Annotated in this window: 25 protein-coding genes, 1 tRNA gene and 1 riboswitch; of the genes, 5 read left to right on the forward strand and 21 right to left on the reverse strand. The window is 39.5% G+C overall.

All coding sequences use genetic code 11. The features are described 5' to 3' along the window. Positions 1-46 precede the first annotated feature (46 nt). From NSQ49_RS04735 to NSQ49_RS04780, 10 genes are all read right to left on the reverse strand, one after another. Positions 47-331, reverse strand: coding sequence for a ferredoxin family protein (locus tag NSQ49_RS04735; protein WP_019381639.1), 285 nt, complete (start codon positions 329-331; stop codon positions 47-49). Further along, a complete protein-coding gene (locus tag NSQ49_RS04740) occupies positions 331-1,626 on the reverse strand; it encodes an FAD-dependent oxidoreductase (RefSeq protein WP_251283148.1) in 1,296 nt (431 codons plus the stop codon). The genes NSQ49_RS04735 and NSQ49_RS04740 overlap by 1 nt, the downstream gene beginning before the upstream one ends. Next, the gene (locus NSQ49_RS04745) at positions 1,619-2,644 is read right to left on the reverse strand and encodes an electron transfer flavoprotein subunit alpha/FixB family protein (protein ID WP_159870442.1); all 1,026 of its coding nucleotides are present in this window, start codon (positions 2,642-2,644) and stop codon (positions 1,619-1,621) included. The genes NSQ49_RS04740 and NSQ49_RS04745 overlap by 8 nt, the downstream gene beginning before the upstream one ends. 24 nt (positions 2,645-2,668) lie before the next feature. Further along, positions 2,669-3,487 (reverse strand): electron transfer flavoprotein subunit beta/FixA family protein, encoded by an 819-nt coding sequence (locus NSQ49_RS04750; RefSeq protein WP_159870439.1) that lies wholly within the window; start codon positions 3,485-3,487, stop codon positions 2,669-2,671. Positions 3,488-3,711: 224 nt separating this feature from the next. After that, on the reverse strand, positions 3,712-3,945 hold the full coding sequence (locus tag NSQ49_RS04755) for an aspartyl-phosphate phosphatase Spo0E family protein (RefSeq protein ID WP_159870436.1): 234 nt from the start codon (positions 3,943-3,945) through the stop codon (positions 3,712-3,714). 298 nt (positions 3,946-4,243) lie between these two features. Then, complete coding sequence (locus NSQ49_RS04760; RefSeq protein WP_251283147.1) at positions 4,244-4,777, reverse strand: 1,2-dihydroxy-3-keto-5-methylthiopentene dioxygenase; 534 nt, start codon at positions 4,775-4,777, stop codon at positions 4,244-4,246. Between the two features lie 54 nt (positions 4,778-4,831). Next, entirely contained in the window at positions 4,832-5,467 is a 636-nt protein-coding gene (locus NSQ49_RS04765; protein WP_159870430.1) for a methylthioribulose 1-phosphate dehydratase, read from the reverse strand. Beyond that, positions 5,464-6,126, reverse strand: coding sequence for a 2-hydroxy-3-keto-5-methylthiopentenyl-1-phosphate phosphatase (locus NSQ49_RS04770; protein WP_159870427.1), 663 nt, complete (start codon positions 6,124-6,126; stop codon positions 5,464-5,466). Before NSQ49_RS04770 ends, NSQ49_RS04765 begins: the two co-directional genes overlap by 4 nt. Beyond that, positions 6,119-7,351, reverse strand: a complete 1,233-nt coding sequence (locus NSQ49_RS04775; RefSeq protein ID WP_251283146.1) for a 2,3-diketo-5-methylthiopentyl-1-phosphate enolase — start codon at positions 7,349-7,351, stop codon at positions 6,119-6,121. Before NSQ49_RS04775 ends, NSQ49_RS04770 begins: the two co-directional genes overlap by 8 nt. Positions 7,352-7,437: 86 nt before the next feature. Further along, positions 7,438-7,540: riboswitch (SAM riboswitch) on the reverse strand. 87 nt (positions 7,541-7,627) lie between these two features. Further along, positions 7,628-8,800, reverse strand: a complete 1,173-nt coding sequence (locus tag NSQ49_RS04780) for a pyridoxal phosphate-dependent aminotransferase (protein WP_285868792.1) — start codon at positions 8,798-8,800, stop codon at positions 7,628-7,630. Positions 8,801-8,943: 143 nt separating this feature from the next. On the opposite strand from NSQ49_RS04780, the gene NSQ49_RS04785 reads away from it, so the two are divergent. Next, positions 8,944-9,729: a carbon-nitrogen family hydrolase gene (locus NSQ49_RS04785; RefSeq protein WP_159870418.1), complete on the forward strand. Its 786-nt coding sequence runs from the start codon at positions 8,944-8,946 to the stop codon at positions 9,727-9,729. Between the two features lie 33 nt (positions 9,730-9,762). Here NSQ49_RS04785 and NSQ49_RS04790 read toward each other — a convergent pair whose 3' ends face one another. The 4 genes from NSQ49_RS04790 to NSQ49_RS04805 form a co-directional block, all read right to left on the reverse strand. After that, positions 9,763-10,344 (reverse strand): DUF2087 domain-containing protein, encoded by a 582-nt coding sequence (locus NSQ49_RS04790; RefSeq protein ID WP_251283145.1) that lies wholly within the window; start codon positions 10,342-10,344, stop codon positions 9,763-9,765. 116 nt (positions 10,345-10,460) lie between these two features. Next, positions 10,461-10,958, reverse strand: a complete 498-nt coding sequence (locus NSQ49_RS04795) for a methylated-DNA--[protein]-cysteine S-methyltransferase (RefSeq protein WP_251283144.1) — start codon at positions 10,956-10,958, stop codon at positions 10,461-10,463. Positions 10,959-10,972: 14 nt separating this feature from the next. Next, a complete protein-coding gene (locus NSQ49_RS04800; protein ID WP_236566334.1) occupies positions 10,973-12,790 on the reverse strand; it encodes a PAS domain-containing sensor histidine kinase in 1,818 nt (605 codons plus the stop codon). A gap of 168 nt (positions 12,791-12,958) precedes the next feature. Beyond that, positions 12,959-14,761 (reverse strand): methyl-accepting chemotaxis protein, encoded by a 1,803-nt coding sequence (locus NSQ49_RS04805; RefSeq protein WP_251283143.1) that lies wholly within the window; start codon positions 14,759-14,761, stop codon positions 12,959-12,961. Between the two features lie 495 nt (positions 14,762-15,256). Here NSQ49_RS04805 and NSQ49_RS04810 point away from each other — a divergent pair, with 495 nt between their 5' ends. Together NSQ49_RS04810 and NSQ49_RS04815 are read left to right on the forward strand one after the other, a co-directional pair. Continuing rightward, positions 15,257-16,297: an acyltransferase family protein gene (locus NSQ49_RS04810; RefSeq protein ID WP_251283142.1), complete on the forward strand. Its 1,041-nt coding sequence runs from the start codon at positions 15,257-15,259 to the stop codon at positions 16,295-16,297. Positions 16,298-16,578: 281 nt separating this feature from the next. Then, a tRNA-Arg gene (locus NSQ49_RS04815) sits at positions 16,579-16,652 on the forward strand. 164 nt (positions 16,653-16,816) lie between these two features. On the opposite strand, the gene NSQ49_RS04820 is transcribed toward NSQ49_RS04815, so the two are convergent. The 4 genes from NSQ49_RS04820 to NSQ49_RS04835 form a co-directional block, all read right to left on the reverse strand. After that, positions 16,817-17,593, reverse strand: coding sequence for a class I SAM-dependent methyltransferase (locus NSQ49_RS04820; protein WP_251283141.1), 777 nt, complete (start codon positions 17,591-17,593; stop codon positions 16,817-16,819). A 788-nt stretch (positions 17,594-18,381) separates the two neighbouring features. Further along, on the reverse strand, positions 18,382-19,101 hold the full coding sequence (locus NSQ49_RS04825) for a LutC/YkgG family protein (protein WP_159870397.1): 720 nt from the start codon (positions 19,099-19,101) through the stop codon (positions 18,382-18,384). Beyond that, positions 19,098-20,528, reverse strand: a complete 1,431-nt coding sequence (locus NSQ49_RS04830) for a LutB/LldF family L-lactate oxidation iron-sulfur protein (protein ID WP_159870394.1) — start codon at positions 20,526-20,528, stop codon at positions 19,098-19,100. Before NSQ49_RS04830 ends, NSQ49_RS04825 begins: the two co-directional genes overlap by 4 nt. Before the next feature lie 121 nt (positions 20,529-20,649). Continuing rightward, a complete protein-coding gene (locus NSQ49_RS04835; RefSeq protein ID WP_159870392.1) occupies positions 20,650-21,366 on the reverse strand; it encodes a (Fe-S)-binding protein in 717 nt (238 codons plus the stop codon). Between the two features lie 203 nt (positions 21,367-21,569). On the opposite strand from NSQ49_RS04835, the gene NSQ49_RS04840 reads away from it, so the two are divergent. After that, positions 21,570-23,315, forward strand: coding sequence for a B12-binding domain-containing radical SAM protein (locus tag NSQ49_RS04840; RefSeq protein WP_251283140.1), 1,746 nt, complete (start codon positions 21,570-21,572; stop codon positions 23,313-23,315). Positions 23,316-23,344: 29 nt separating this feature from the next. On the opposite strand, the gene NSQ49_RS04845 is transcribed toward NSQ49_RS04840, so the two are convergent. Together NSQ49_RS04845 and NSQ49_RS04850 are read right to left on the reverse strand one after the other, a co-directional pair. Then, complete coding sequence (locus NSQ49_RS04845) at positions 23,345-23,500, reverse strand: hypothetical protein (protein ID WP_201306612.1); 156 nt, start codon at positions 23,498-23,500, stop codon at positions 23,345-23,347. Then, positions 23,500-23,661, reverse strand: a complete 162-nt coding sequence (locus tag NSQ49_RS04850; RefSeq protein ID WP_201306611.1) for a hypothetical protein — start codon at positions 23,659-23,661, stop codon at positions 23,500-23,502. Before NSQ49_RS04850 ends, NSQ49_RS04845 begins: the two co-directional genes overlap by 1 nt. Before the next feature lie 164 nt (positions 23,662-23,825). Here NSQ49_RS04850 and NSQ49_RS04855 point away from each other — a divergent pair, with 164 nt between their 5' ends. Continuing rightward, a complete protein-coding gene (locus NSQ49_RS04855; protein WP_159870388.1) occupies positions 23,826-24,173 on the forward strand; it encodes a DUF3905 domain-containing protein in 348 nt (115 codons plus the stop codon). A 117-nt stretch (positions 24,174-24,290) separates the two neighbouring features. Here NSQ49_RS04855 and NSQ49_RS04860 read toward each other — a convergent pair whose 3' ends face one another. Next, positions 24,291-25,655 (reverse strand): TrkH family potassium uptake protein, encoded by a 1,365-nt coding sequence (locus NSQ49_RS04860; RefSeq protein ID WP_159870386.1) that lies wholly within the window; start codon positions 25,653-25,655, stop codon positions 24,291-24,293. Between the last annotated feature and the right edge of the window lie 65 nt (positions 25,656-25,720).

A 25,720-nucleotide genomic window follows, 5' to 3' on the forward strand; every position in this document is an offset into this window, starting at 1 on the left:
CCGGCCAATTTGTTGGCCGGTTTTTTGTATGGTTCTGCGGGCTGAATTATGCTAGCCTGAATACTATCCCATGACCTCCTTTAGGATATTCCCATTTAATGTTCTGATACGGACATCCTATTCTGCAGCTTCCGCATTCATGACACCCTTCGTAGCCTACCTGCATTCTTAATCCTTCCCATTTGTAGACCTCAGCCGGGCAGAAGATGGTGCATATTTTATCAGGGCATTTTGTCATACAGATATCATGATCCAATACGGTAAGATGTGATTTTGTATCTGCCTTAAAACGAACCAAATATTGCTTTTCTTCGATCGTTTTTGTTGACATTATTTCACCGCCTTCCATGCTCTGTACATATCTTGAAGCACACGAATAGTCCCTCGTTCACTGGTGAAACTCTTCATTATTTCTTTTTGCTTATCTTTCTTCGGAGTTCCATCAACAGTGAAGAATTTGTTCGCTGCCCTGTTCAGCATCGGAACATATTCCTTAAAATATTGCGGATAGTTCTCAAACGTGTGAGTTGCATCTTTATATTTTTCCAGATCCTTAATAATAAAACTTTGATACAGTTTCTCCCTGTATTGATTCAAACTGGTTTCACTAAAATCTCCCCGCTCTCTAGCGGCAATGATCGTTTCAGCAGCCATTGTTCCGGAAGCCATGGCCATATTAGAACCTTCACGATGAATGGCATTTACAAGCTGTGCCGCATCACCAACTAGAAGCACTCCATTTCCGGCCACTTTTGGCACCGAGTGGTAGCCCCCTTCCGGAATAAGATGAGCCAGATATTCAGCGGATTCTCCTCCTTCTATTAAAGGTCTAACCATAGGGTGTGTTTTTAAATAATCCAGCAGGTCATAAGGTTTAAGCTTTGCCTTAATCATGCTTGAAAGAGTCGTGCCCACGCCAATATTGATACTATCTTTATTGGTGTAGATGAAAGCTGTTCCGAGATTGCCTTTAGTGGAGTCTCCGAAGATTTCTATCGTGCAGCCCTGGTTGTCTTCCAGGTTAAAACGATCATTAATCTTATCTTTAGAAAGATTAATAACTTCCATAACTGTCAGCGCCACTTCATCAGGCCGGAATTCTTTATGGTAGCCAAGCTGTTTTGCCAGCAGTGAATTCACGCCATCTGCCAAAACCACTACATCTGCATATATATCTCCATCCGGACGGTCAGTTCTTACACCAACCACTTTCCCATTCTCAGTCAAACATTCAAGTACAACGGTTTCATTTATTAATAGAACCCCCTGCTCTACCCCTTTCTTAGCAAACCATTGGTCAAATCGCGCCCGCAGAACCGTAAAATTATTATATGGTTCCTTTCCCCACTCAAGACCTTTGTAGCCAAAACTCACTGCGGATTCTTTATCCATCATCCAGAAACGCTGTTCTATGACAGGCCGTTCGAGTGGGGCTTCTTTCCAAAACTCCGGGATGATTTCCTCCATTTGCTTACGGTATAGTACTCCGCCCATTACATTTTTGCTGCCTGGATATTCTCCTCTTTCTATTTGCAGGACTTTCAGTCCGTTTTTAGCGCAGGTGTAAGCACAGGAAGTTCCTGCAGGCCCTGCACCGACCACAATAACATCAAACTTTTCAGACATAGCTCATTTCACCTCCTCTTTCGCTGGCTTCCTTGAACTTTTCAATAAGTTTCGGAACAATATCAAGTGCATCACCTACGATACCGTAAGTGGCTACATCGAAAATAGGTGCTTCAGGATCTTTGTTAATCGCAATAATAAGCTCTGAATTCTTCATGCCTACAACATGCTGAATGGCACCTGAAATCCCAATAGCAAAATAGATCTTTGGAGTAATGGTTTCTCCGGTCTGTCCAACCTGCTGTTCATGCGGAAGCCATCCCGCCTCAACAACATCCCTTGTTCCCCCTACGGTTGCTCCGATGGCGTCAGCCAGCTCATGGATCATCTGAAAGTTTTGGATATCGCCCATCCCTTTCCCGCCTGCAACGACAACATGGGCTTCAGCTAAATTCACTTTTTTTGTGACATCCTTCACAATTTCAATCACCTTTGTGCGCATGTCATCTTCTCTCAATGTAATCGATTCTTCTATAATCTCACCCTGCCTATTTGGATCAGGCTCCATTGCTTTCATAACCTTAGGGCGGACAGTAGCCATCTGAGGCCGGTGTTTTTTGCAGAGGATGGTTGCCATAATGTTTCCTCCAAATGCCGGCCGGCTTGCTTCCAGAAGTCTCTTTTCCACCTCGACATCCAGCATGGTTGTATCCGCTGTCAATCCAGTACTTAGGTCTGTGGCAACTGCACTGGCTAAATCTTTCCCATTGGAGGTGGCCCCATATAGAAATATTTCAGGCTTATATTTTTCAGCTAGCTTGATAACAGCCTTCATATAAGATTCTGTCCGGTAATCTTTCATTACTTCGTGGTCAATTACATAGACCAGATCAGCACCATATGTGATGACCTCCCGGCTTAAAGACTTTATTCCATACCCAAGCAGCACCCCGGAAAGAGGTACCTCAAGCTTATCAGCCAGCTTTCTGCCTGCTCCGAGCAATTCAAGGGAAACCTCTTCAATTTTCCCATCATTTTGTTCTATGAATACCCATACTCCACGGTACTCATCCATCATGTTAATCCCCCCTGTTTATTACAGCTATTTGCCTGCAAACAGCTCTTTTTTATCATTAAGAAGCTCCATCAGCTGCTGTATCTGTTCATCTGAATTTCCTTCAAGCCTTTTTCCGCCTTCTGGCTTTGGAGGAGTAAACATTTTACCCACTATCGTAGGAGATCCCTTCAGCCCAAGCTGGGTCCGATCCACACCTTCAAGATCATTTACAGACCAGACCACCGGCTCATATCTGGCGGCTTTTATCATATTTGGCATAGGGGAATATTCTATGCTGTTAATCTCTTTTTCAACTGTCAGCAGGCAAGGGATTTGAGCTTGGATTAATTCATATCCATCAGTGATCTTCCTTTTTATTAAAACCGTTTTTTCACTTTCATTAACTTCCGCTATCTCGATCACATTGGTGACTGGAGGGATATCCAGCCGCCTTGCGATTCCTGGTCCAACCTGGCCGGTATCTCCATCAATAGCATGCTTTCCGCATAGAATTAAATCGACAGGCATATCTTTTGAAATACGTTCTAATGCTTTAGACAGGGCATAGCTGGTAGCCAATGTATCGGCACCGGCAAATGCACGGTCAGAAATCAAATATCCCCTATCCGCCCCAATTTCGATACTTTTCTTAATAACCGCTACAGCCTGTGGTGGCCCCATGGATAAGACCGATATGGTGCCTTTTCCAATTGTCTTTGTAATTCTCACAGCTTCCTGAACTGCATGGGCGTCATAAGGATTTAATATGGCAGGAGCACTGCGCCGGTCCAAGGTATTGGTTTTGGGGTTGATTTTAATGATTTTTGTATCAGGCACTTGCTTGACACACACAACTATGTGCATTTTCTTCTTTCCCTCCTCTTACTTAAAGCTTGTATGAGTATTGAAAACTTTAAGTGAAAAAAAGCTTTGTATTACGATATATGATTCTCTATACAGGCATAGTACTTCTTTAATGAATTAATATGTTTATTACTAGAATGGCAGAAGATTGCAAAAAAAAGAACCCTCCACGGATTCTTTTTGATTACCTCTATATACTCATTAAATATCCTTTGTTATTATAATTATACAACTGCTTTCTTAAGGGATAGAATCATTTGTCTGAATGAAACTCTCATTCTATTTCTTTGTTCCTTCTCCCGTTTTATGGCGCATTGATATTCAAAAATCAATTGATCGAGTTCCTGGCTGCAGAGAACCGTTTCCTGGCTAGCCATCCCCTTTTCCCTGGCCGTTTCTATCATTTTTTCCCTTTTTTGCTGGATTTCAGTCAGCAGCTGTATTCTTTTATTGCGCAACTTTTTTCCTCCTAATCCTATCCCTTTTATCCAATATTAATGTGTCTACTTGAAGCATTATTACAAGAATTTCTATAAATGTAAATAGATTCGCAATATTAGACAATCTTTTTCCAAAGTTGTTTTAATCGACACAAATTTCACTTTGGCTTCACACGGTTTCGACACACTTCTGCTGCTTAAAACATGAGGAATCAACAGTATTTGATAAAATTTTTGCAAGTTAGGATTGTAAAAAATATCCAACTACTATAGTGGAAAAATAAAAAACCCAATGCCGGAGCAATGGGTCAACGTATTATTGATGAACTTCCTTTTCCTCATAAATTGGCACCCATCCTTCTGAAGATACAAAAATTCTGATGGCTACCACCTTTCTGTCATCCTGCAAAGTGAAATAATGACGGATATTTTCAGGCACGGAAATTAAATCGCCGGGTTTTAAGTATACCTCAAAAAATTCCCCATCTTTTCCTTGTATAATAAAAACTCCGTGGCCACTGACAATAAACCTTACCTCATCGTCTGTATGATGGTGTTCCTGCTGAAAATTCTGAAGGAGCTGTTCCAAATTCGGCGTATTTTCCGAAAGAGAAATGACATCCTGGGCCATGTATCCTCTTCTTTCTGAAATATCCTTAATTTCTGCAGCAAATGTCTCAAGTATTTGTTGTTTTTCATCATCAGAAAGCAAATATCTCTCCTGAAGGTTTTCTGGCAATTTATCTATTTCCCATTGCTCATAGATAACCCCCTGTTTTTCCAGAAAAGAAGCAACTTCTTCCTGATTCCTGATTTCTTTTTTTGAATTTTTCAGTACGATATATGCCATGCTAATCATTCCTCTCTACTGTTATCTTTCTTATTTAAATCTGCATCTTGTGCCTTACACAACTCTGGATAGCTGATTGGGTCTGTGCTCCAGAAGCCTTAGCTGATAGCGGAACAGAAACTCTGAAGCTTCAAGGATCTTTTTAGCCTCAAAAGAGGTTTTGCCCCAAACAGTAATTCCGTGATTTCTAATTAAAATTGCACCTGAATCTTCATGTACATGGGAAGAGAAACAATTTGCCAGCGCAGGAATATGCGCATAATTTGGAATAATCGGAATTCTAAGGACAGCATCCTCCTCCCATTTATTAAATGCTTTAATGAGCTCTTGCCCCTGAAATGTTACTGCCTCCTGATCTCCATATATTTCTGAGATAACATTATTATCGATTGTATGTACATGAAGACTGCATTCAGCTTTTGTTTTACTGTATATTTCCGTATGCAGAAGTGTTTCAGCGGATGGCTTTAAATGAGTTTCTTCCACCGGACGGCCAAATTCATCCACTAGCAGGAAGTCTTCGGAAGTGCGTTTTCTTTTATCCTTTCCGCTTGCAGTTACAAGGAATTGAAGCGGATTTGAACTGACCTTAATGGCCAGATTTCCGCTCGTCCCCATAAACCAGTCCCTTGCTGCGAGCTCGTCTTTAATATCGGCGAGCTCATTCCATTTTTCCTCAAGTGTGCTCATACTCTCACCTCATTTAATTTTTTTATAACTTCTATGCAATCATAGAACGTTTCAAATGAATTGTGATTAAGGTTCATCTCTTTGCTTTTCTCCAGGAGCAGATCTCTTGCTATGACAAAGTCCGCCTGTTTTGCAGCCTCAAGGTCAGTTACTGAATCTCCGATAACGACTTTTAACGTGTCCTCATCCTCCAGCCTCCTCATAATGGAGGGCTTGCAGCATCCGCAATTATTTTCACATTTTTCATCACAGCTGTGGGGCCATAAGATTTTTATTTTATCGCCGCTAAAATCAGAACTATTGCAGAACACTGCTTTAAAGGGTCCATATTTCTCCAGTACAGGAGTCACAAAAAAATCTATCCCCCCGCTTACTATATAAAGCGGTATATTTTCTTGTGCCAGGTAATCGGCAAAAAGCTGAAACCCATCTCTTATTTTTGCATTTTCCAGGATGAAATCTGTGAGATCTCCTTTCAAATTGCTAGGGAGAAGGGAAAACATCTTTCCTACTCCCTCTTTAATAGAAATCTCCTGATTCAGAACTTGATTTTTTATTCCTTCCCATTGGGGAGGAGCAAAATGTTTCATAATATTGATGATGTTATCACTTTCGGTAATAGTTCCATCAAAGTCGCAAAATACCCCTATTTTAGCCATTCTTAACAGCCGCCTCTTTTGATCCCCACAAATCGATCGCGCTTTTTAATTCGGTGAAGTCTGAAGGAGCATCAGCCAAAGAAACTCCCTTTAAAGTCAAATCAATCGCCTGGCGGAATGCCAAACCGCCTCCTCTTGCCCCATCTGGATGCCCGTGTATCCCGCCTCCGGCATTGATTACACTGTCTATTCCGAAGTCTTCGAAAAGCAAAGGCACTAAACCCGGATGAATGCCGGCTGAGGGTACCGGAAAAGATCTTTTGAAGGAATCTTCCGCATTCAGGTTATCAGCAATGGATATTGCCTGTGTCTTTTCAAGAGCAACAGACCCATAAGGAGATGGGAATAAAGATAAGTCAGCACCCGAATATCTGAGCAGCTTGCCCAAAAGTAAAGGATAAGAGATTCCATAAAGGCTTGAAGCTGAAAGAGCTCCGCTAACTGCAGGATGTGCCATGATAGGCAATTCAATTTCATTATCTTCTCTTAAGGACTGCAAAACATCGAGTCCATAAGAAAATACATTGAACAGCAGAAGATCTGCACCAAGACTTGCTGCCTTCCTTGCCTTGTCTTTTAATTCAAATGTTCTGCCTGTTAAATTCACAGCATAAAGGGTTTGATGGCCCGTTTCCTCGTAAACTTGCCTTAACACCTTTTTTCCTTCTGCTATCCGGGCTTCAAACGGTGTAAGGCTGTTTTCAAATAAAATTTCGTCATCTTTTACAAGATCAATGCCCCCATAGGCCTGTTCTCTCAGCTGTGAAGTCAAAAAATCCATATCTTTGCCGAGCACTCCTTTGAAGATGCTCATCAAAAGAGGTCTGTCATACACATTTAATTTTTCTCTCAGTCCTTCAATTCCAAATCGAGGTCCTGGAAAAAAGCTTTTAAGTTCATTGGAAAACTCTAAATCCAGCAGTTTTATCTTTCCGTCCAATGACAGTTTTCCAAAAACGGTTGTTAATATTGCCGGTAAATCAGGACTAAAATTAACAGCAGGATAGGCGATCTTAATGATCGCAGCTGTTTCCTTGCTTCCTGTATTTTTTGTCACTCTTTCAACAGAAACGACCCTGCCTTTATGCTTCTCCAGCTGAAGCTTTTCAAGCACGGGCAAATGGGTCCATGATCCCACCGTTAATCCTAAAGCAATCTCCTCTGCTTTTTTCTCGGGATTATGTTTTTCATCATGTATCAGATACGCTGCAATAATCTCACTCATTAATCTTCTTCCTTTCAATTTCAAAGAATGGAAAAAATAAAAAAACCTCTTCAAATAAGAAGAGGTTAGCATAACAATCTAACATCTCCTTATCTTTCAGCTATTAGCTGCAAGATTTAGCACCGTGCTTTTGTTAAGTCGGTTGCCGGGCTTCATAGGGCTAGTCCCTCCGCCTGCTCTTGATAAGAAAACGAAATCGAGTATTCAGTTAATTTAGAAATTTAATTAAAATTATGACAGTGCTATATGCTTTTGTCAATTGAATTTTTGAAAAAATTAAAACAAGCTTAATTTTTGTATTCGCTCCACCGCTTCTCTAAGTCTTTCTTCAGATGTCAGCAAACCGACTCTTACAAATCCTTCTCCAAACGGGCCAAAGCCGTTTCCGGGTGCCACTGCAATATGCGCTTTTTCAAGGAGATACTCAGAAAACTCTTCAGATGTAAATGATTCAGGAACCTTTAGCCATGCAAAAAAGGAGCCTTTTGGCGCTTGTACATCCCACCCAATTTCCCTGAGACCGGAAATGAGGGTATTCCGTCTAGACTCGTAGATCGAATTCAACTCTTTTACACAATCCTGAGAGCCTGACAGAGCAGCTGCTGCAGCTTCCTGAACAGCTCCAAACAAGCTGACGTAAAGATGATCCTGCATCAGGTTCAATGCTGCGATAACGCTTGCATTTCCAGCGGCAAACCCTACTCTCCAGCCAGCCATATTAAAGGTCTTTGATAGAGTATAAATTTCAATTCCAACCTCTTTTGCTCCTTCTGCCTGAAGAAAACTGACAGGGTTTTTTCCGTCGAATCCAATTCCTCCATATGCAAAGTCATGGACTACGCATATCTCATGCCTTCGGCTTAATTCAACTGTTTCCTGGAAAAATTCTTTGTTTGCGATTGCTCCAGTAGGGTTATTTGGATAATTAAGAAACATCAACTTGGCTGCTTTAAGCTCCTCAGCCGGCAAGTCACTATATACTGGCAAAAAGTTATTTTCTTCCCTCAGAGGCATTGTCACCATTTCTGCTTTAGCCAGCGCAACTCCTGACCAATAATCAGGATATCCCGGGTCTGGAACCAATATCCTGTCCCCAGGGTTTAAAAGACATTGGGGGATTTCAACAAGCCCTGCTTTGCCTCCAAAAAGAATGGCTATTTCAGTATCGGGGTCTAATTCTACACCATATTCCCTTTTATAAAAGTCAGCTGCTGCCTTTTTTAAATACGGGTAACCCTGAAAAGGAGAGTACTTATGGTTTTGAGGGTTATCGGCTGCACGTTGAAGACTTTTGACAATATGATCCGGGGTTGGCAGATCTGGATTTCCCTGTCCCAAATTGATGACATCATAGCCCTGTTCAAGTTTTTTTCCCACCTTCACAGTCAAAGAAGCAAAAAACTGTTTAGGAAGACTTTTTAAAAGTTCAGATTGCGGATAATTAATCAAATTGTTCACCTGCTTAAAAAAAGGATTGAAAATATAGTCCCAAATGATATAACGTAAATGGTAAGTTGTAAAGTAAAATTTAGAAAGTTTTTATCTATCGGACTAATCATAACATAAGGAAAAGATGATTGTGGGGGAGTAAAGTGAAATTAAGGATTGCTTGTTTGCAAATGGATATTGCATTTGGAAAACCAGAGAAGAATTTTATTGCGGCCGAAGCCATGATTAATAAAGCTCTTAAATCTGATCCAGACGTTTTAGTACTACCTGAACTTTGGACGACAGGCTATGATTTGACCAGATTGGATGAAATAGCAGATCCGGATGCTGCTTTTTCACTGGCATTTTTGAAAGAAATTGCAAAAAAAAATAAGGTTTACCTGATTGGCGGTTCTGTAGCCAAAAAAACAACTGATGGCATTTACAATACTCTGCTGATTGTAGACCATAATGGTGAGCTTTTGCATGAATACAGCAAGCTGCACTTATTCAAGCTTATGAATGAGCACCTCTATTTGAAAGGAGGGGCAGCAAGGGGAGGATTTTCCCTGGCCAACAGGAAGTTTGCAGGAATGATTTGTTATGATATCCGTTTTCCTGAATGGCTGCGTACCCATACAGCAGATGGTGCAGAAGCAATATTTGTAGTAGCTCAATGGCCATTGGCACGGCTTGCTCATTGGCGTGCGCTATTAATTGCACGTGCTATTGAAAACCAGTGTTATGTCATTGCCTGCAACCGTTCCGGCTCTGATCCTGCTAATGTCTTTGCAGGTCATTCAATGATTATTGATCCATGGGGGGATGTGCTTGCTGAAGGCACTGAAACTGAAGAAATTCTGCATGCTGAAATTGACCTGGATAAAGTGAAGGAAGTCCGCGGCTTAATTCCGATTTTTGATGACCGCAAAACGGATTTTTACCGCTGAAAATGTTGCAGAGGGCCCTGTCAGGGCCCCTGCTTATCCTTCTATTTTTGCCCACATTTCTGGAGGGTTTAATTCGTAAATCCCATTCTCGCGGTACATATAATGGTTGATTATGAATTCTCTGCGTATAGTTGCATAATCTTCATGAAACTGTTTGATGTATTCGTTAAGCTCTTTTTCTTCATATTTTTTACCCATTTTCAAGCCTTTAATTAAATGTTCAAAAACCATGAGTTTCTTCTTTCTCTGGGCAGGAATATTCTTCAGTTTTCCATCCCTGGTAAAGAAATTTTCAATAACCTTCTGGTTTTCTGAATTTTGTTCCTCCATTTTTTTAACCTCCTCTTTGTCTGCCAATTTTGCAAGAACCCCTGATTGGTGTTTCAATACGGATTCATTTAGATAAAAATACACAGAATTTTTATCTCTTCTTTGATAAACAAGGTTTATTTCCCGCAGTTTATTCAGGTGATGCGTGATAGTAGGCGGGGTTAAGCCGAGCTTTCCGGCTATAGCCTGGCCATGCAGCGGCCCTTTGGCAAGGAGAAATACAATCCGAATTCTGGTAGGGTCTCCCATTGTCTTATAAAATGCTACTAAACGATTTAATTGCATAAGTAAAGTACCCCATTTCGATTTTTATCTAATTAGATAGTAATCGAATTTAGTTCATTTCGTCAATAGAATTTAAATAAACCAAAAAAATCACCTTGAAAGGGTGATTTTGATAACTATTTAGCATAATGGGCTCCTTCAAGGGATAATAAAATTTCTTTAATTTCTGTCCTGCTTCCCGCATAGCCAGTTAAAGATTTATTTTTGCCGATAACACGATGGCAAGGAATAATGATTGGAAGGCGATTGGCCTTGTTTGCCTGTCCAATAGCCCTCACAGCTTTATCTTTCCCTATCCCGGCAGCGATTTCCTGATAGCTTCTTGTTTCGCCAAATGGAATGAGGCAAAGCTCTTTCCATACTGCTTTTTGAAAATCCGTTCCATTGGGCTCTATAGGGATATCAAATTCCTTCCTATGTCCGTCAAAGTATTCCTCAAGCTGGAGAGTACACTTTCTGATTAAAGTATTAGAAGGATCAAATTGCAATGATGATACCTCTTCCCCTTCCATAAAATCTTCCCCCATGTATATAGCCGAAAGAATTCCATTTTCTGCTACGATGTAAATATCTCCGACCGGTGTCATTTTTTTAGAATAAACTCTGCCTGTCATATTAATTCCCGCCTTTATAATAAGGGCAAATAGATGTGGAAAACAGTTCCTTTTCCCAATTTGCTTTCCACTTCAATTGTTCCCTTGTGCTCTTCTATAATTTTATATGTAACCATTAAACCAAGTCCAGTGCCTCTTTCTTTTGTAGTATAGAAAGGCTCACCAAGCTTTTTTATTTTATGCGCAGGAATTCCTGTTCCTTCATCCCTTATGGTAATGTGAACTTTATGACCAGGGCCCTTTTGAACGGATACGGTAATATAACCGCCTTTAGGCATGACTTCAATTGCATTTTTAATGATGTTGATAAAGACCTTTTTCATTTGATTGGTTTCGCAGAAAACCTTGGGCAAATTTTGTTCATAATAAGTTCTGAATTGAACATTATGAAGCACAGCCTGTGCACTAAGGAGATCGACTGTTTCTTTCATGATTTGTGAAATGTCTTTTTCTATAAATTTGACAGCTTGAGGCTTAGCGAGAATGAGAAATTCATTAATAATGGAATCAATCCTGCTGAGCTCAGTGGTGATTACATTGAAATACATCGTATGATCTTCTTTTACACTGCTCTCCAACAGCTGTATAAACCCTTTAAGAGCCGTCATTGGATTTCTTATTTCATGTGCAATCCCTGCAGCCAATTCTCCAATAACATTCAAGGTATCTGATTTCCGAAGCTGTTCTTCCATTTCCAGCTTCTCAGTTATATCTTTAAATGTACTCATACTGATATTAGAAAAAATATTATGCTTGTTGGAAAACTCAAAGAATTTCTTTCTGCCTGATTTTAAAGTAATGGAAAGATTCCCGTCAGATTGGCCATCTGTGTGTATGTTTCTTAATTGCTCTTTTAATTCATCATCGGTTATATTGCAGTCATTCAAAATACTATGAAGTGACGCTCCGATAAGATCATCCTTTTTCATCTGCAGCATTCTCTGGCCCGATTGATTAATATCAACTATTTGAAACTGATCGTTCCAGAGAAGAATACCTTCAAGTGCTCCTTCAAATATCATGCGAAATTTTTGTTCGCTTTCCCTTAAGCTTTTCTCCATGGCATGACGCTCACTTACATTTCTGAAGATTGTCATATGGTAGCCTTCAACGGAGTTTAATTTCACTGTAAACTCCAATGATTTAAACTGGCCATTGGGCATCAGAAAAACAAGCTCATCCCGTATACTTCCTTTAACGAACATCTCTTTTACAATGCTTTTGTACCTTTCCGATTTTTCATAAACAAAATCTTTTATCTTTTTATTGAGAAGCTCATCATGGGTACATTCAAATATTCGGCAAGCGGCTTCATTCGCATCGATGATTTCACCGCCGCCACCCCAAAAAATAATTCCATCAAGTGCTTCGATAAATAAGTCAGCATAAAGCTCTTCATTCTTTTTTACTTTCCGCTCAAGGAGCCTCTTGCTCGTTACATCACGTAATAAACACATATAAAGGCCGCTATCATTTAGGATGCTGGCAGTAAAATCAAACTCAATAATACTTCTGCCAGTATATACCGGCAGGATGCCTCTGGCACTTTTATTCTTCCTCAGAAGCTCTATGTGCTTTTCAAGCTTGAAATGCCTATTTTCCGGTACGATTTCATACAGGCTATTGCCTATGAGCTGCTGTTTATCCATTTTTATACTTTCAATAAATGATGGATTGACATCGACTATTTTCTCCTCGCTGTCAAATATTATAATTCCATCTTTTGAGTGTGAGAAAAGATTATATCCTAGTGAATTATTATTGGCCAAAATATTATTTTCCTTTTCCAAAGTCTCAATCCTGGCATAGAGTCTCCTGATTTCCTGATTCATAATGACCACTCTATTTCCTCCTATTGGGGTATGCAATTAATTAAATATTTCTACAAAATTTGACCAAAACCTTTAAATCTCAGGGAAAACTGTCATAAATAATTTTTAATATTAATGCGTTTGGAGAATACAGAAAAGGCATACCCTTTCACGAGTATACCTAAAAATTTACAGTTTGAATTTTATGATCATCTCATTTAATTGTTCAGCCAATTCCGAAAGAGATTGTGCATTATCTGAGATTTCCTCCATTGAATGATTAGTCTGAGCCATTGATGCACTTGTTTGCTCGATGCCTGCAGCAGATTCCTCAGATACTGCGGCAATATTGCCAATGGACTGGTTCATATGCGAAGAGTTAATTGATACTTGCTCGAGGCTGCGGGAAATGTCACTAACATTGGTGGACATTGAGTTAACTGCCTCGTAAATTTTTTGAAACGTTTGTCCTGTCAACTGAATTTGCTCAGTTCCCTTTTCAACTTCTGCATAGCCTGTTTGAAGTGACACGGCAACACTATTTGACTCTGATTGAATCCCCCCGACAATCTTGGTGATATCCGAAACAGAGTAGGATACCTGTTCAGCAAGCTTCCTCACCTCATCAGCAACGACTGCAAACCCTCTTCCATGCTCACCGGCTCTGGCAGCTTCAATTGCTGCATTTAATGCAAGCAGGTTGGTCTGGTCAGCAATTTCCTTTATAACCTTAACTAGCCTTGAAATTTGTTTGGTCTGATCATCCAGCCCATTAACCTTGTTCACAGATGATTTCATTATCTGATTAATTAATCCCATTTGTTCCTGGGATTCTTTCATGAGCTTGTTTCCATCCTCAGTAAGCGACAACACCTCTGTGGAAGCACTCTTGATTTTATTCCCGCTGCTTGCTGCTTCATTCACTCTTTCCAGGTACTCGTCCATCAATAATGACAATCGTGTTGCTGAACCAGACTGATCCTCAGCTCCTCCTGAAAGCTCCTGCATAGTAGAAGCAACCTGCTGACTGGCTGCTTTTACTTCATTAGCAGCAATATTCAATTCTCCGCTTCTTTCTGTTACATATCCAGAAACTGCATTAATTTCCTGAATCATAGCCTGCAGTTTCACTTTCATGGAATTCATAGCTCTGCTAAGCTGTGCCACTTCATCATTGCCCTCATATTCAACTGAATCAGCGTTGAGGTTTCCATTTGCTATTTCATTTGAGAATGTAACGATCGAATTTAATTTTTTTGTAATGATACTGCCTATAAAAACAATACTTGTTATTCCAAAAATAGCAGAAACGATGATTGAAATACCAAGTGTTATTAAAGTTAAGATAAGACTTGCTTTAGCAGAAGATACAGCTTTGTTCTGGTCCTCTTTCATCATACTGCTCAGGGTATTCAATTTTTCAACCGTTTCAGAAATAATATTATCTGCCTGCAATTTCCCAAGCCTGTACTCTCTTTCATGCTGAAGTTTTACTTTTGGCTCAATGACTTCATGAAATAAACTGGTGATTTTTTGATCATTTTCATCAATTTCCTTAAAAAGTTCTTTCGATTTTGCACTGCTCAAATCCGGAGAAACTTCCTCCTTTAATTTATTAAAATCCTCTGTCAGCTGGTCAAAGGTCTTTAAGTGTTTAGGATTGGAGTCAATGATAAAGTTTCCAATTGTGCTTCCTTTATGGTGAAATGTAGCAGCCGATTCAGTAATCTTAATGGCATTCTCCCCAGAATCCTTCACAATCTCCAGTTTTGAGCTGGCGATTGTAAGCAGAAAAAAAGTAAGGACTGTTGAAACTGTAAATAGACCAATAGTCACAAAAAGCGCAACCCCATATTTCTGGCCTAGCTTCAGATTCTTCCACCAGTGCGTGCCGGCCATCTTATTAAAGAACTTACCTATATCAGGCTTTTTAGGCTTAAAGGAAACAGTACGTTCCTTCTTCCCTGCTTCGTATTTTCTTGCCCCTTTCAAATTACTTCCCCCTTTGTGATTTAACCGCATGCAAACAATTGAACCAGTTCACTTCTAATTCTTTTTTACTATTCTTTCAATTCATTATAATAGAACAAAAATAACATTTGAAGATTATTTTTCCAATTTGTTATAGCCCGGCATTTATCCGTGCTTTTCCTTTATGATTTTTTTCCTGGGGAGATCGTCTTTTTATAGCTTGGCAGACTAATCGGACTGCTACCATTTATCTGAAACAAAAATAACAATCAATACAATATTTTTGAAACAGATTAATAAAAATATACTAACCCTTATATTATATGAGTTGGTTGAACACCCTTTTTATATAACAGATTTTTCATTTAGTATGTTACAGCCATATTGGATCTTTTATAATTAACTTTTTCTGTAAATATAACCTTCTATTTACACGAGAAAAGAAGTTTGCTTCATGTTACAGTGGGTAAAGACAGAGAAAGTATTTATTTGGGGGTCTTTAATAGAGGAGGACATATGAAACAACGTGACTATTACTTCGACAATGCCAAGTTTATTTTGATCTTCTTTGTCGTTTTCGGGCATTTGCTCCGCTCTTTTATTGAAGATAATGAAACAATTTATACAGTATATAAAGTTATTTATACGTTCCATATGCCGGCATTTATATTGGTATCCGGCTTTTTTGCCAAAGGCTTCTATAAAAAAGGATATATAAAGAAAATTGCCAAAAAGCTAATACTGCCATATATCATTTTCCAGGTTATTTATTCGGTTTTTTATTACTTTTTATATAATAAAGGAACCTTTGAGCTGGATCCTTTTAACCCTCATTGGTCATTATGGTTCCTGATAAGCATGTTCTGCTGGAATATTATGCTTCTGCTCTTCGCAAAATATAAAGCGAAATACTCCCTGGCAGCTGCCGTGATCATAGGGCTTGCTGTCGGATATGCTGATTGGATTTCAAACTATTTAAGTTTATCAAGAACCTTTGTTTTCTTCCCATTATTTTTATTGGGATATTATTTAAAGAAAGAACATTTATATGCTTTATTCCAGCCAAAATTCAGAATTAGTGCATTAGGTATTTTTGCGGTCGTCTTTATCGGCTTCTATCTTTACCCTGAAGTGGATTACAAATGGCTGCTTGGCTCGAAGCCATACACTGAAATGGGGGCAGCTTCCATTGGAGCTGTTCTAACGAGATTAGGCTTTTATATTTTAAGCTTAATAATGGTGCTTAGCTTCTTTGCTTTCGTGCCCCGCAAGCACTATTTCTTTACTAATTTAGGCAAAAACACACTTTATGTCTATCTGCTTCATGGGTTCTTTGTTCGGGTTTTCAGAGTAAGCCACTTACAGGACTTTTTCAATAAACCAGAAAACTTCCTGCTGCTTGCCGGTATATCGCTGATTCTGACCTTGCTTCTCTCAAGCAAACTGATTACTTCCTTTGCACAGCCAATCATCGAACTTAGAACATCACAGTTAAAAAAGCTGAAAGATAGATCAAAAGCATATGCCAGATTTTATCGAAATAAACTTACAAGTTAGATCATAAACCGGTCATTTTCTAATGGCCGGTTTTTCTTTAGGCATAACCATTGACCAATTTTGATGAAGGGATTATAATAAGTAACTGTGTTACCAATATAAATACTTGCTGTGCGATATGCCATCATGTCCCAGTAGCTCAGCTAAGCGTAAGCTTCACTGAAGTACATCCCTGCAGCTTTGTTTCGACGCATTTACTCCCTGTATAGGCTTGCAGAGGAAGAAACAGGATATGCCAATCTTATTTGTATTGCAACAATTTCATTTCATTATACCACCATGTCCCAGTAGCTCAGCTGGATAGAGCGACAGCCTCCTAAGCTGTAGGTCGTGAGTTCGAATCTCGCCTGGGACGCTACAGAAAAAAAGCGCGAAACCCATATATATCATAGGTTTCGCGCTTTTTTATTTATGTTTCTCCTTGAAAAATTGAATTTTTAAGTATTGTCAGACACCTGTTTTCAGCGTGCTGATCGTCATCTTCCTTCATCATTACATAAATAATCCTAATCTATTCAACTATCTGACTGCTTTCCAAATCGTCCATCTATCTTTTTCAACTATGCTATGATCAGCTGAAATTGACTCATCTATATAATTTATCAATAATGTTAATTCTTTATCGTCTAAATCGTGTAAAATACTCCTGCCTGTTCTCCTGTTTAAGTCATTAATCAATTGCTCTTTGCAATCATATACTTTTCTGGTTTCCCACAATTTAACTTCTTCAATTTGACTAAATCCTGCTTGTTTAAGTGTATCTATAACCAATTGGCTTTGGTATCTGCGGTTAATTTCTTTTGTTATTAACTTTGGGAACAGATCAAATATATACCCTCTAATATGACTTTCATTCCCTTTTAATAAACAATCTTCAGGTGTACGGTCCTGAACAATATAGTATCCATCATCCTTTAGTAATCTAAATGCCTCGTTAAAGCATTGCTGTAAATCATCTATATGATGGATCAGTGCTCTTTCAAGAACAAAATCATATTTGTTACTTTCTAAGCCCGTTTGCAAAGCATTACCTTTTATAAAGGATATGTTCTTATGTTCTTTACAGTTTTCTTTAGCACCTTCTAGTATTGTTTCGGAAAAATCGATGCCAGTAACAAATTGCACCCCCAAATCGGATAGAGCCTTGGAATAAATACCTCCGCCACAGCCTATATCCAATGCCAATGAGATATTTTTGATTGGCACAAGGTCCTTTATAGCTCTGATCCATGAATGATCTGCATTTCTGGTGGTATAAGTTTTACGACTTTTTTTATTATGAAAATCAATTCCCATCGGACATCCCTTGTTTGTTTGGAATATTTCCTATTCCTATAATACTTCGCTTAATATCATATGAAAATTTTAAAAAGTTTATAATTTTCCATAAGTTTAGCTTATGTTAATTAACAGCTATGATTGTTAATAAATTTCCATTATTTTATCTTTTAGTAAGTTACGAGAAAAGGAATAAATATTTAGGTGACACCTTTTGAAGCTTCACCCTCTAATTGGTAGAATAATATTACATCCACACCAAATTTAGTAAAATGATTACCTGGGAGGGATTGATATATCATATTATAAATGGCATTACATTGGCTGGTTATTCTTTGGTCTAGCACTTATTATTTCTTATTTTTCAGTTCCGCGTGAACACAGTTTTACGGCAATTATCATTTTAACGGCTTTATTTGCAATCTATGACTTCTCGGGAATAATTAGGGCAAAACGAACAGGGAATGATAATAAATCTTAATGCCGGGAGAAAAACAGGTAAGCTGCAATCCCCAGTCACTCTTTAAATCTAAATAAAACTTCTCCAAACTTGCGTTATTACTATACTCTGAAATTGCGAAAAACCGCACTATGTAGTCATACAGTTTTCCATTTAATTTTTATAGCCCTTCTCAATTTGAGAAGGGCTATAAATTTGTTTCCGTGTTTATCTCAATACAAAGACGAAACTCACCTTCCAAACGCGCGTTCCCTGAAGTTTCTTAAGCAAGACTCCGCCTGGACGATAAAAAACGCCAACAAAATGTTAGCGTTTTTTTAACCTATGATATCAAGCGTCTCACGCATTATAAATCATCAATAACAATATACGCAGCTTTAACAGGTCCATGCACGCCAACTACGAGGTTCATCTCAATATCTGCTGAATTGCTTGGTCCGGTAATAAAATTAATGCAGGAAGGAGCAAGCTCCCCTGATTTTACTCTTTCCCTTATAATCCTCGCAGCCTGTGTCATGCGGGGAACCAATGTGGTTTTCGGAATAAGAATAATGGAAGCAGCGGGCAGAAAACTGACAGCCCGTCCATGATCTCTGCTGCTGAACAAGACCGCTGTTCCGGATTCAGCCAGAGTAATTTCACTGATTGTGATTCCGATATTCGCCTGTTCCGCATATTCAATATTTTTATTTTCAGCAGAATAGTCCCATTCATATACTTTCACATTCTCTTTTGGCCAAATTTCCTCAAATAGCTGAGTGAGCCCAAACTGTCTAAAACGGTCATCTTTCCAGGTTACTATTGGGCCGCCTCCGTACTCGGCAGTAATTCTTTTAAGAGTTTCCGGCAAATCAGCGGCTTTTGTCACAAGGAGATCAGTGTGAATTTTCGTACACTGTGTTTTTAAAGCTTCTAAAAGTTCATCTGCATCTGCTTCTCTAAAGATTGCATCCTGAGGATTATAGCTCCACTTTGGCTTTTCAACTCCGAAAGTTCTTTTTTCTCTGCCCAGTCTCCCTGCAATTTTAGTAATAAAAGCATCCCGATTCTGAATAGTCCCCTTCACTGCTGTCCGCCTCCTTTTGGCCGGTTTTTGAACCAATCACGAAATCTTTCTTTATTAGGAGCTGGAAAATCCCTTATTTCTGTCCATGCCTTTAACGGTCCGGGTCCCTTTGTAATTTTGTCCCCTGCTGTAAATGGATTCATGGCTGCCGGTGCAAGCTTAGAGCCCAATTTATAAAGGGACGGTGAAGCTGCCCCCAATCCAAAAGCCTTCATGGTCATCTTTTCTGATATAGGAGCCCTTCCTTCTTTTTCTACGATTACCTGCCGGTGTTTGTGAAGAAGCTCATGCAGAGGGATTTTGACAGGACAGGCCTCTGTACATGCTCCGCAAAGTGTGGATGCATAAGGCAATTCTTTATAATCATCATAGCCTCCTAATAGCGGTGACAGAACCGCCCCAATCGGGCCAGAATAGATGGATCCATAAGAATGCCCTCCAACATGCCTGTACACGGGACAGACATTTACACATGCAGCACAGCGGATACATTGGAGGATGGATTGAAACTCCCCTCCCAAAATTGATGAGCGGCCATTGTCTACAATGACGAGGTGAAATTCCTCAGGGCCATCAACATCAAGTTCTTCTCTTGGACCAGTCAAAACAGTTATATAACTCGTAAGCTTTTGCCCAACCGCGCTCCTGGTCAGCATGCTGACCAGCACTTCCATTTCCTCGTAAGTCGGGACCAGCCTTTCCATGCCCATTACTGTAATTTGTGTCTTGGGAAGTGCTGTGACAAGATCTGCATTGCCTTCATTAGTCACTAATGTGATTGAACCGGTTTCTGCAACAGCGAAATTGCAGCCGGTTATGCCAACATCGGCCGTCAGGTATTCGTGGCGAAGCATTTCTCTCGCATGCCATGCAAGCTCTTCCGGCTTTTCTGTGTTTTGATAGTTAAGTTTTTCTGAAAATACATCGCGAATCTGCTCCTTGTTCTTATGAAGGGCAGGCGCCACAATATGTGATGGGGGATCATGGTCATCCACCTGTAGAATGTATTCTCCCAGATCAGTTTCAATGACCTGGCATCCTGCCTCTTCCAGCGAGGCATTTAAATGTATCTCCTCGGTTACCATAGATTTTGATTTAACCACTTTTCTTGCATTCTTTTTTTCAATTACTTCCCGTATATATGCAGAGGCTTCTTCAGCAGTTTCAGCAAAAAAGACGTGCCCTCCCCTATTAGCAACATTTTCGCTGAGCTGGTATAAGTAAAAATCAAGATTTTCAAGTACATGCTTTCTAATTTCTTCAGAAAGCGACCGCCACTCTTCCCAGTTTCCCAGCTCCGCTGCAGCATCAAGCCTTCTTGTCTGAAGCCTTTCCTGTGCCCCTGAAACTGCCCCTCTCATAAAGGCATTGCTTATTCCGGAATCTACTCGATCCTTAAAGTCGTTTGTTCCTATTTTCATAGCCATTTTTATTCCCCCTTAAGAAAAACGCAAGCTCCTCAATCCCTCTTGAAATGTGTGGAGGCTCTCCTCCAGACACTTCAAAACTGTCCTGCCAGCTTTGCAGGAAAGCATGTCCATTTATGGTTTAGCGGCAATTTAACACTTCAGCAATATGCATAACCCTTATTGGTTTTCCCTGTCTTCCGATTCTGCCTCCAATATTCATCAGGCACCCTGCGTCTGCTCCAATCAGAATCTCTGCTTCGGTCTCCTCTACATGCCCAACCTTCTCATCAACCATTTGTTCCGATATTTGAGCCATTTTCACAGAGAATGTTCCGCCAAAACCGCAGCATTGCTCTTTTCCTGGCAGCTCTTCAAATTCAAGGCCCTTCACATTCCTTAATAATCTCATAGGGGCTTCCTTTACTCCAAGGAGCCTGGTCATATGGCAGGATGTATGATAGGTGGCCTTTCCGGTTAACCTTGCCCCGACATCGTCCACATTAAGGACTTCAACGATAAATTGAGTAAGTTCATATGTCTTCTCTGCAAGTTTCTTTGCTCTTGGTTCCCATAATGAATCTCCTTTAAAAACATGCGGATATTCATGAAACATATAGGCGCAGGATCCGGAAGGAGATACAACATAGTCTGCATGTTCAAATGCTGTGATCATCCTTTTCATGGCTTCCTTTGATTCCTTCACATAGCCGCTGTTGTATGCAGGCTGGCCGCAGCAGACCTGTGTTTCCGGAAAATCTATTTCACATCCCAGGCGCTCAAGCAATTCAACAGCAGATTTGCCCGCATTTCCCTGAAACATATCCACCAGACATGTTGCAAAAAGACTTACCTTCATTCGTCCTCTCTCCCAGCTAAGTATTTATTTTCTACTATCTTACTATAGTTATAATGCGAATTGTTGTATTTTTATAAATATTATAATAATTTGTATAGTTTTTCCTGCAAAACATATGTCAATGTTTTACTTCCTTTTTTTCGGTCAAAAATATGATACAATTATATGATGTTTAAGTTGCTAAAAAGGGAGTTCAGAAATAAATGAAAGTTATCGCAAGTACGCTTAACGCTAAATACATTCATACAAATATAGCGATCCGCTATTTAAAAGCATATGCTCAGCCTGATTTCGATGTGGAATTAGCCGAATATACTATTAAAGATCCAATAATGAATATTGTTACAGACCTAATCCGCAAAAAACCTGAGGTGATCGGATTCAGCTGTTATATTTGGAATATTGAAGAGACAATAAAGGTTATTAAGATGATCAAAAAGATAGATTCCTCCATTCATATTGTCGTCGGGGGGCCTGAAGTGACATATGATGTCTCAGATTGGATGAACAATGTAAATGAATTTGATTACATTGTCATCGGGGAAGGTGAGGAAACCTTCAAACAGCTGCTGCATGAGCTGAAGGGCAGCATGAATATGGAAAATGTTCATGGTCTTGCTTTCAGAGAAAATGACCAGGTTCGCATCAATCCTCAGCGGAATAAGCTGGACTTGCGAGACCTGCCTTCACCGTTCCGCTTTGAAGAAGATATTCCTCACCTTTCAAAACGGGTCACATATATAGAAACCAGCCGGGGATGCCCTTTCAGCTGCCAATTTTGCCTTTCTTCCATTGAAGTAGGTGTGCGTTACTTTGACAGGGAAAAAATCAAGGAAGATATCCGGTATTTAATGAAGAATGGTGCAAAGACCCTTAAATTTGTGGACCGCACCTTCAATATTAGCCGCAGCTATGCATTGGAAATGTTCCAGTTTTTAATAGATGAACATCTTCCGGGAACTGTATTTCAATTTGAAATCACTGCAGATATTATGAGGCCTGAAGTGATTGAATTTCTAAATAAGGAAGCCCCGGCAGGATTATTCCGTTTTGAAATTGGAGTTCAATCAACAAACGACTATACAAATGAATTGGTCATGAGGAAGCAGAATTTTGACAAGCTTTGCCGGACAGTCACAATGGTAAAGGATGGAGGAAAAATCGATCAGCATCTAGACTTAATTGCCGGTCTGCCTGAAGAGGATTACGATTCATTCAAGAGAACATTCAATGATGTATTTGCAATGCGGCCGGAAGAGCTTCAGCTTGGTTTTCTGAAAATGCTGAGAGGTACGGGCCTGCGCTTAAGAGCAGAAGATCATCAATATATATATATGGACCATTCACCATATGAAATCTTAGGAAATAATGTTTTATCCTTCGATGACATCATTCGCATTAAACAGGTTGAAGATGTTCTGGAAAAATATTGGAATGACCATAGGATGGATGCGACTGTCGAATATTTGGTTACTAAGGTCTTTCCGACTCCTTTTGATTTCTTCCAGAGATTTGGAAGCTATTGGGAGCAAAAGGGCTGGTCCCGAATTGGGCATCAGCTTGAGGATCTCTTTAAACGCCTATATGAATTTCTGCAATCCATTGAAATTGATGATCTGGATGTAGCAGAAGGACTGATGAAGTATGACTATATTTCAAAACAAAAATACAAGCCCAGAAAACCATGGTGGCAGCCAACCTTTGAAAAATCCGAAAGATCAAAGCTTTACCAGTCTCTTCTCGAAAACCCCAATCAGCTGGGAGAAAGCTTCTTAAATCTTCAGCTGAATGAAAAAGAAATATACAAACATACCTTGATTGAAAAATTATCCTTTGATATTGAAAGGTATATGAACGAGGGAATAATTGAAAAGAAAGACTCTGTTCTTCTTGCCTATTTCGATTCAGGCTCTGAGACAGTCTCTGTCTTTTCCGGACCTTTAAAATAATTAAGAAACCGGCAGGATCTGCCGGTTTTTTAGCATTCATTTTTATTTTTCTTTTGATCTTTATCCCGGTTCATAAAAGGAAGTTCGTAAAATTTCCCTGCATTTATATCACCGAATTCCATCCCGAATTCAACATTTTGAGCGCCATTCTGCCTGCCTTTTTTTCGTGGTTTATTTTGATCCACTAGGCTCTACCCTCTCTCCCATTCTTTGAGTTGCGGTTAGCCATTTTCATCGGATCTTCTCCCTGGCTGAATTCAGCAGAAAACTCCGATTCCTGAAGGTTTTTCTTAGGCGTCTTGCTGTATTTTTCAACGGCATTATACTCAGCCTTTCGTTTAGCCATCCACATCTCCTCCTGAACTTTTTTGGTGTTAAATTTATTTTCAGCTTTAACACAGGTTTATTTTAAGTAAAATACACAGTTTCATTCCTCACTGAGACTTCCTTATTTTGCATTCATAAACTTTTCTTCAGTGCAGAAAATAGAATAAAAAGGATTGAGCCTCTATGACAAATGAAAAGAAGATAAATAAAAACATTGGCATTGACGAGACACTTCCGCATCAAATTGAAGCTCCGAGCTTCAAAGGCACAGGTATGAAACTTCAGCCGCCTTTCAAGAATTCTTTTGGCGTTACCATTGGGGACAGTCATTATTCTTCAGACATTTCTCCGCTGGAAAACTGGAGTGATGAAACAGATCCTGCCGTTATGGCTGGAGACGAATGGATCCATCCGACAAATGATATCGGATGGAATACAGAGGAAAATAAAGAGCTCCTGGAAAGCAAAAAACCGCCTCAAGCCTACCCATTCATGCATCCTACCAAGGATGTCAGCCGCGGAACGGATTAAAATGAAATAGCGGCAAAGGAATTTGCCACGACTTCTAGTAACGCAAAGGTCCAAATTAATCCAAATTATCTATACCCTTTAAAAAAGCAGTCCGGAAAACTTTTCCGGGCTGCTTTTTTAGCCTATAATAACTCGCTCTTTTGGATAATGATAATTTGGCTTTTTCTCTTTGCCGCCTATTATGAATAAGAAAGAGGTTAATCCTATTCTTCCAATAAACATTAAGGCCATTATGATGCATTTGCCGATAGTTGACAGCTCAGGTGTAATTCCCAAAGATAATCCTGTGGTACCAAAAGCTGAGCATACCTCGAATATAATTTCAACAAGCTCCGCATGCCTTTCTGTAATGCTTAAAATGACTACAGAGAAGAAACACATTCCAATAGCAAGCAGAGTGATAGCAAGTGATTTCAAGACATCATCTTCATGAATTTCCCTTTTAAATATTTTTATATCCCGATTTCCTTTTGCAAAATGATAAATGAAAAGGATATTTACCGCAAATGTCGTTGTCCTGATGCCTCCTCCGACAGAGCTTGGGGATGCGCCAATGAACATTAAAATACTCATAATAATTAGTGTAGGCATTGTAAACTCATTTACATCCATGGTTGATAAACCGCCGCTCCGGGTAGTTGCGGATTGGAAAAACGCATAAAAAAGGCTTTCATGCCAGATCATTTTCTTAAAATACTGATTGAATTCCATAATAAGCAAAATTAAAGTCCCAAAAATAAGAAGAGCTGCATATGTAACAGTTGTCAGCTTTGTAAATAAAGAAAATCTGAAGGATTGTTCCTGATTCCATTTATTGCGGAATAGATATTCCTTTAATTCGATAAGAACAGGAAAGCCTATAGCTCCTAAAGTAATCAGGATAATATTGATCAGCTGCACGAAATAATCGCCGGCAAATGGTTTGAGCGATGCTCCTGTAATATCCATGCCGCCATTAGTTGTGGCACTGACAGATGCGAACAATGCATGCAGAAATGCCTCATCCCATGATGGATAATATTTAAGAAAATGAAAGCCAAGAATCAGTGCACCAAGCGTTTCAATCACCAATATTATTTTAATAATTTCTTTCACTAAATGCACAAGCCCTGACAAAGAATACTGATTATGATCCACCATAATGAGGCGGCGCCCTCTTAATCCAATCCTGCGGCCCAGCAGAAGCCAAAAGAAAGTGCCCAGTGCCATGATCCCTATTCCGCCAAACTGAAGTATGAACATAATAACAAAATATCCAAACACACTATAAGTATCTGATATATTTACTACTGTCAGTCCGGTTACACTGACTGCACTTACTGCAGTAAAGACAGTATCAATAAATGCAATCTCAACACCCGGCTTATGTACGGCCGGTATACTTAATAAAAGTACCGATACAGATACTGCCAATAAATAATATCCGGATATTACTTGGGCAGGTGTTAGTTTATCCAGCCAATGTCTTATGTCCTTCCACATATCCTACCTGTCCCCTTTAAAATTTTCTAACCCTTATCATAATGAATATACCCTCTTTTTAAAAG

This window comes from Cytobacillus sp. FSL R5-0377 (assembly GCF_038004385.1).
Lineage (GTDB): Bacteria > Bacillota > Bacilli > Bacillales > Cytobacillaceae > Cytobacillus.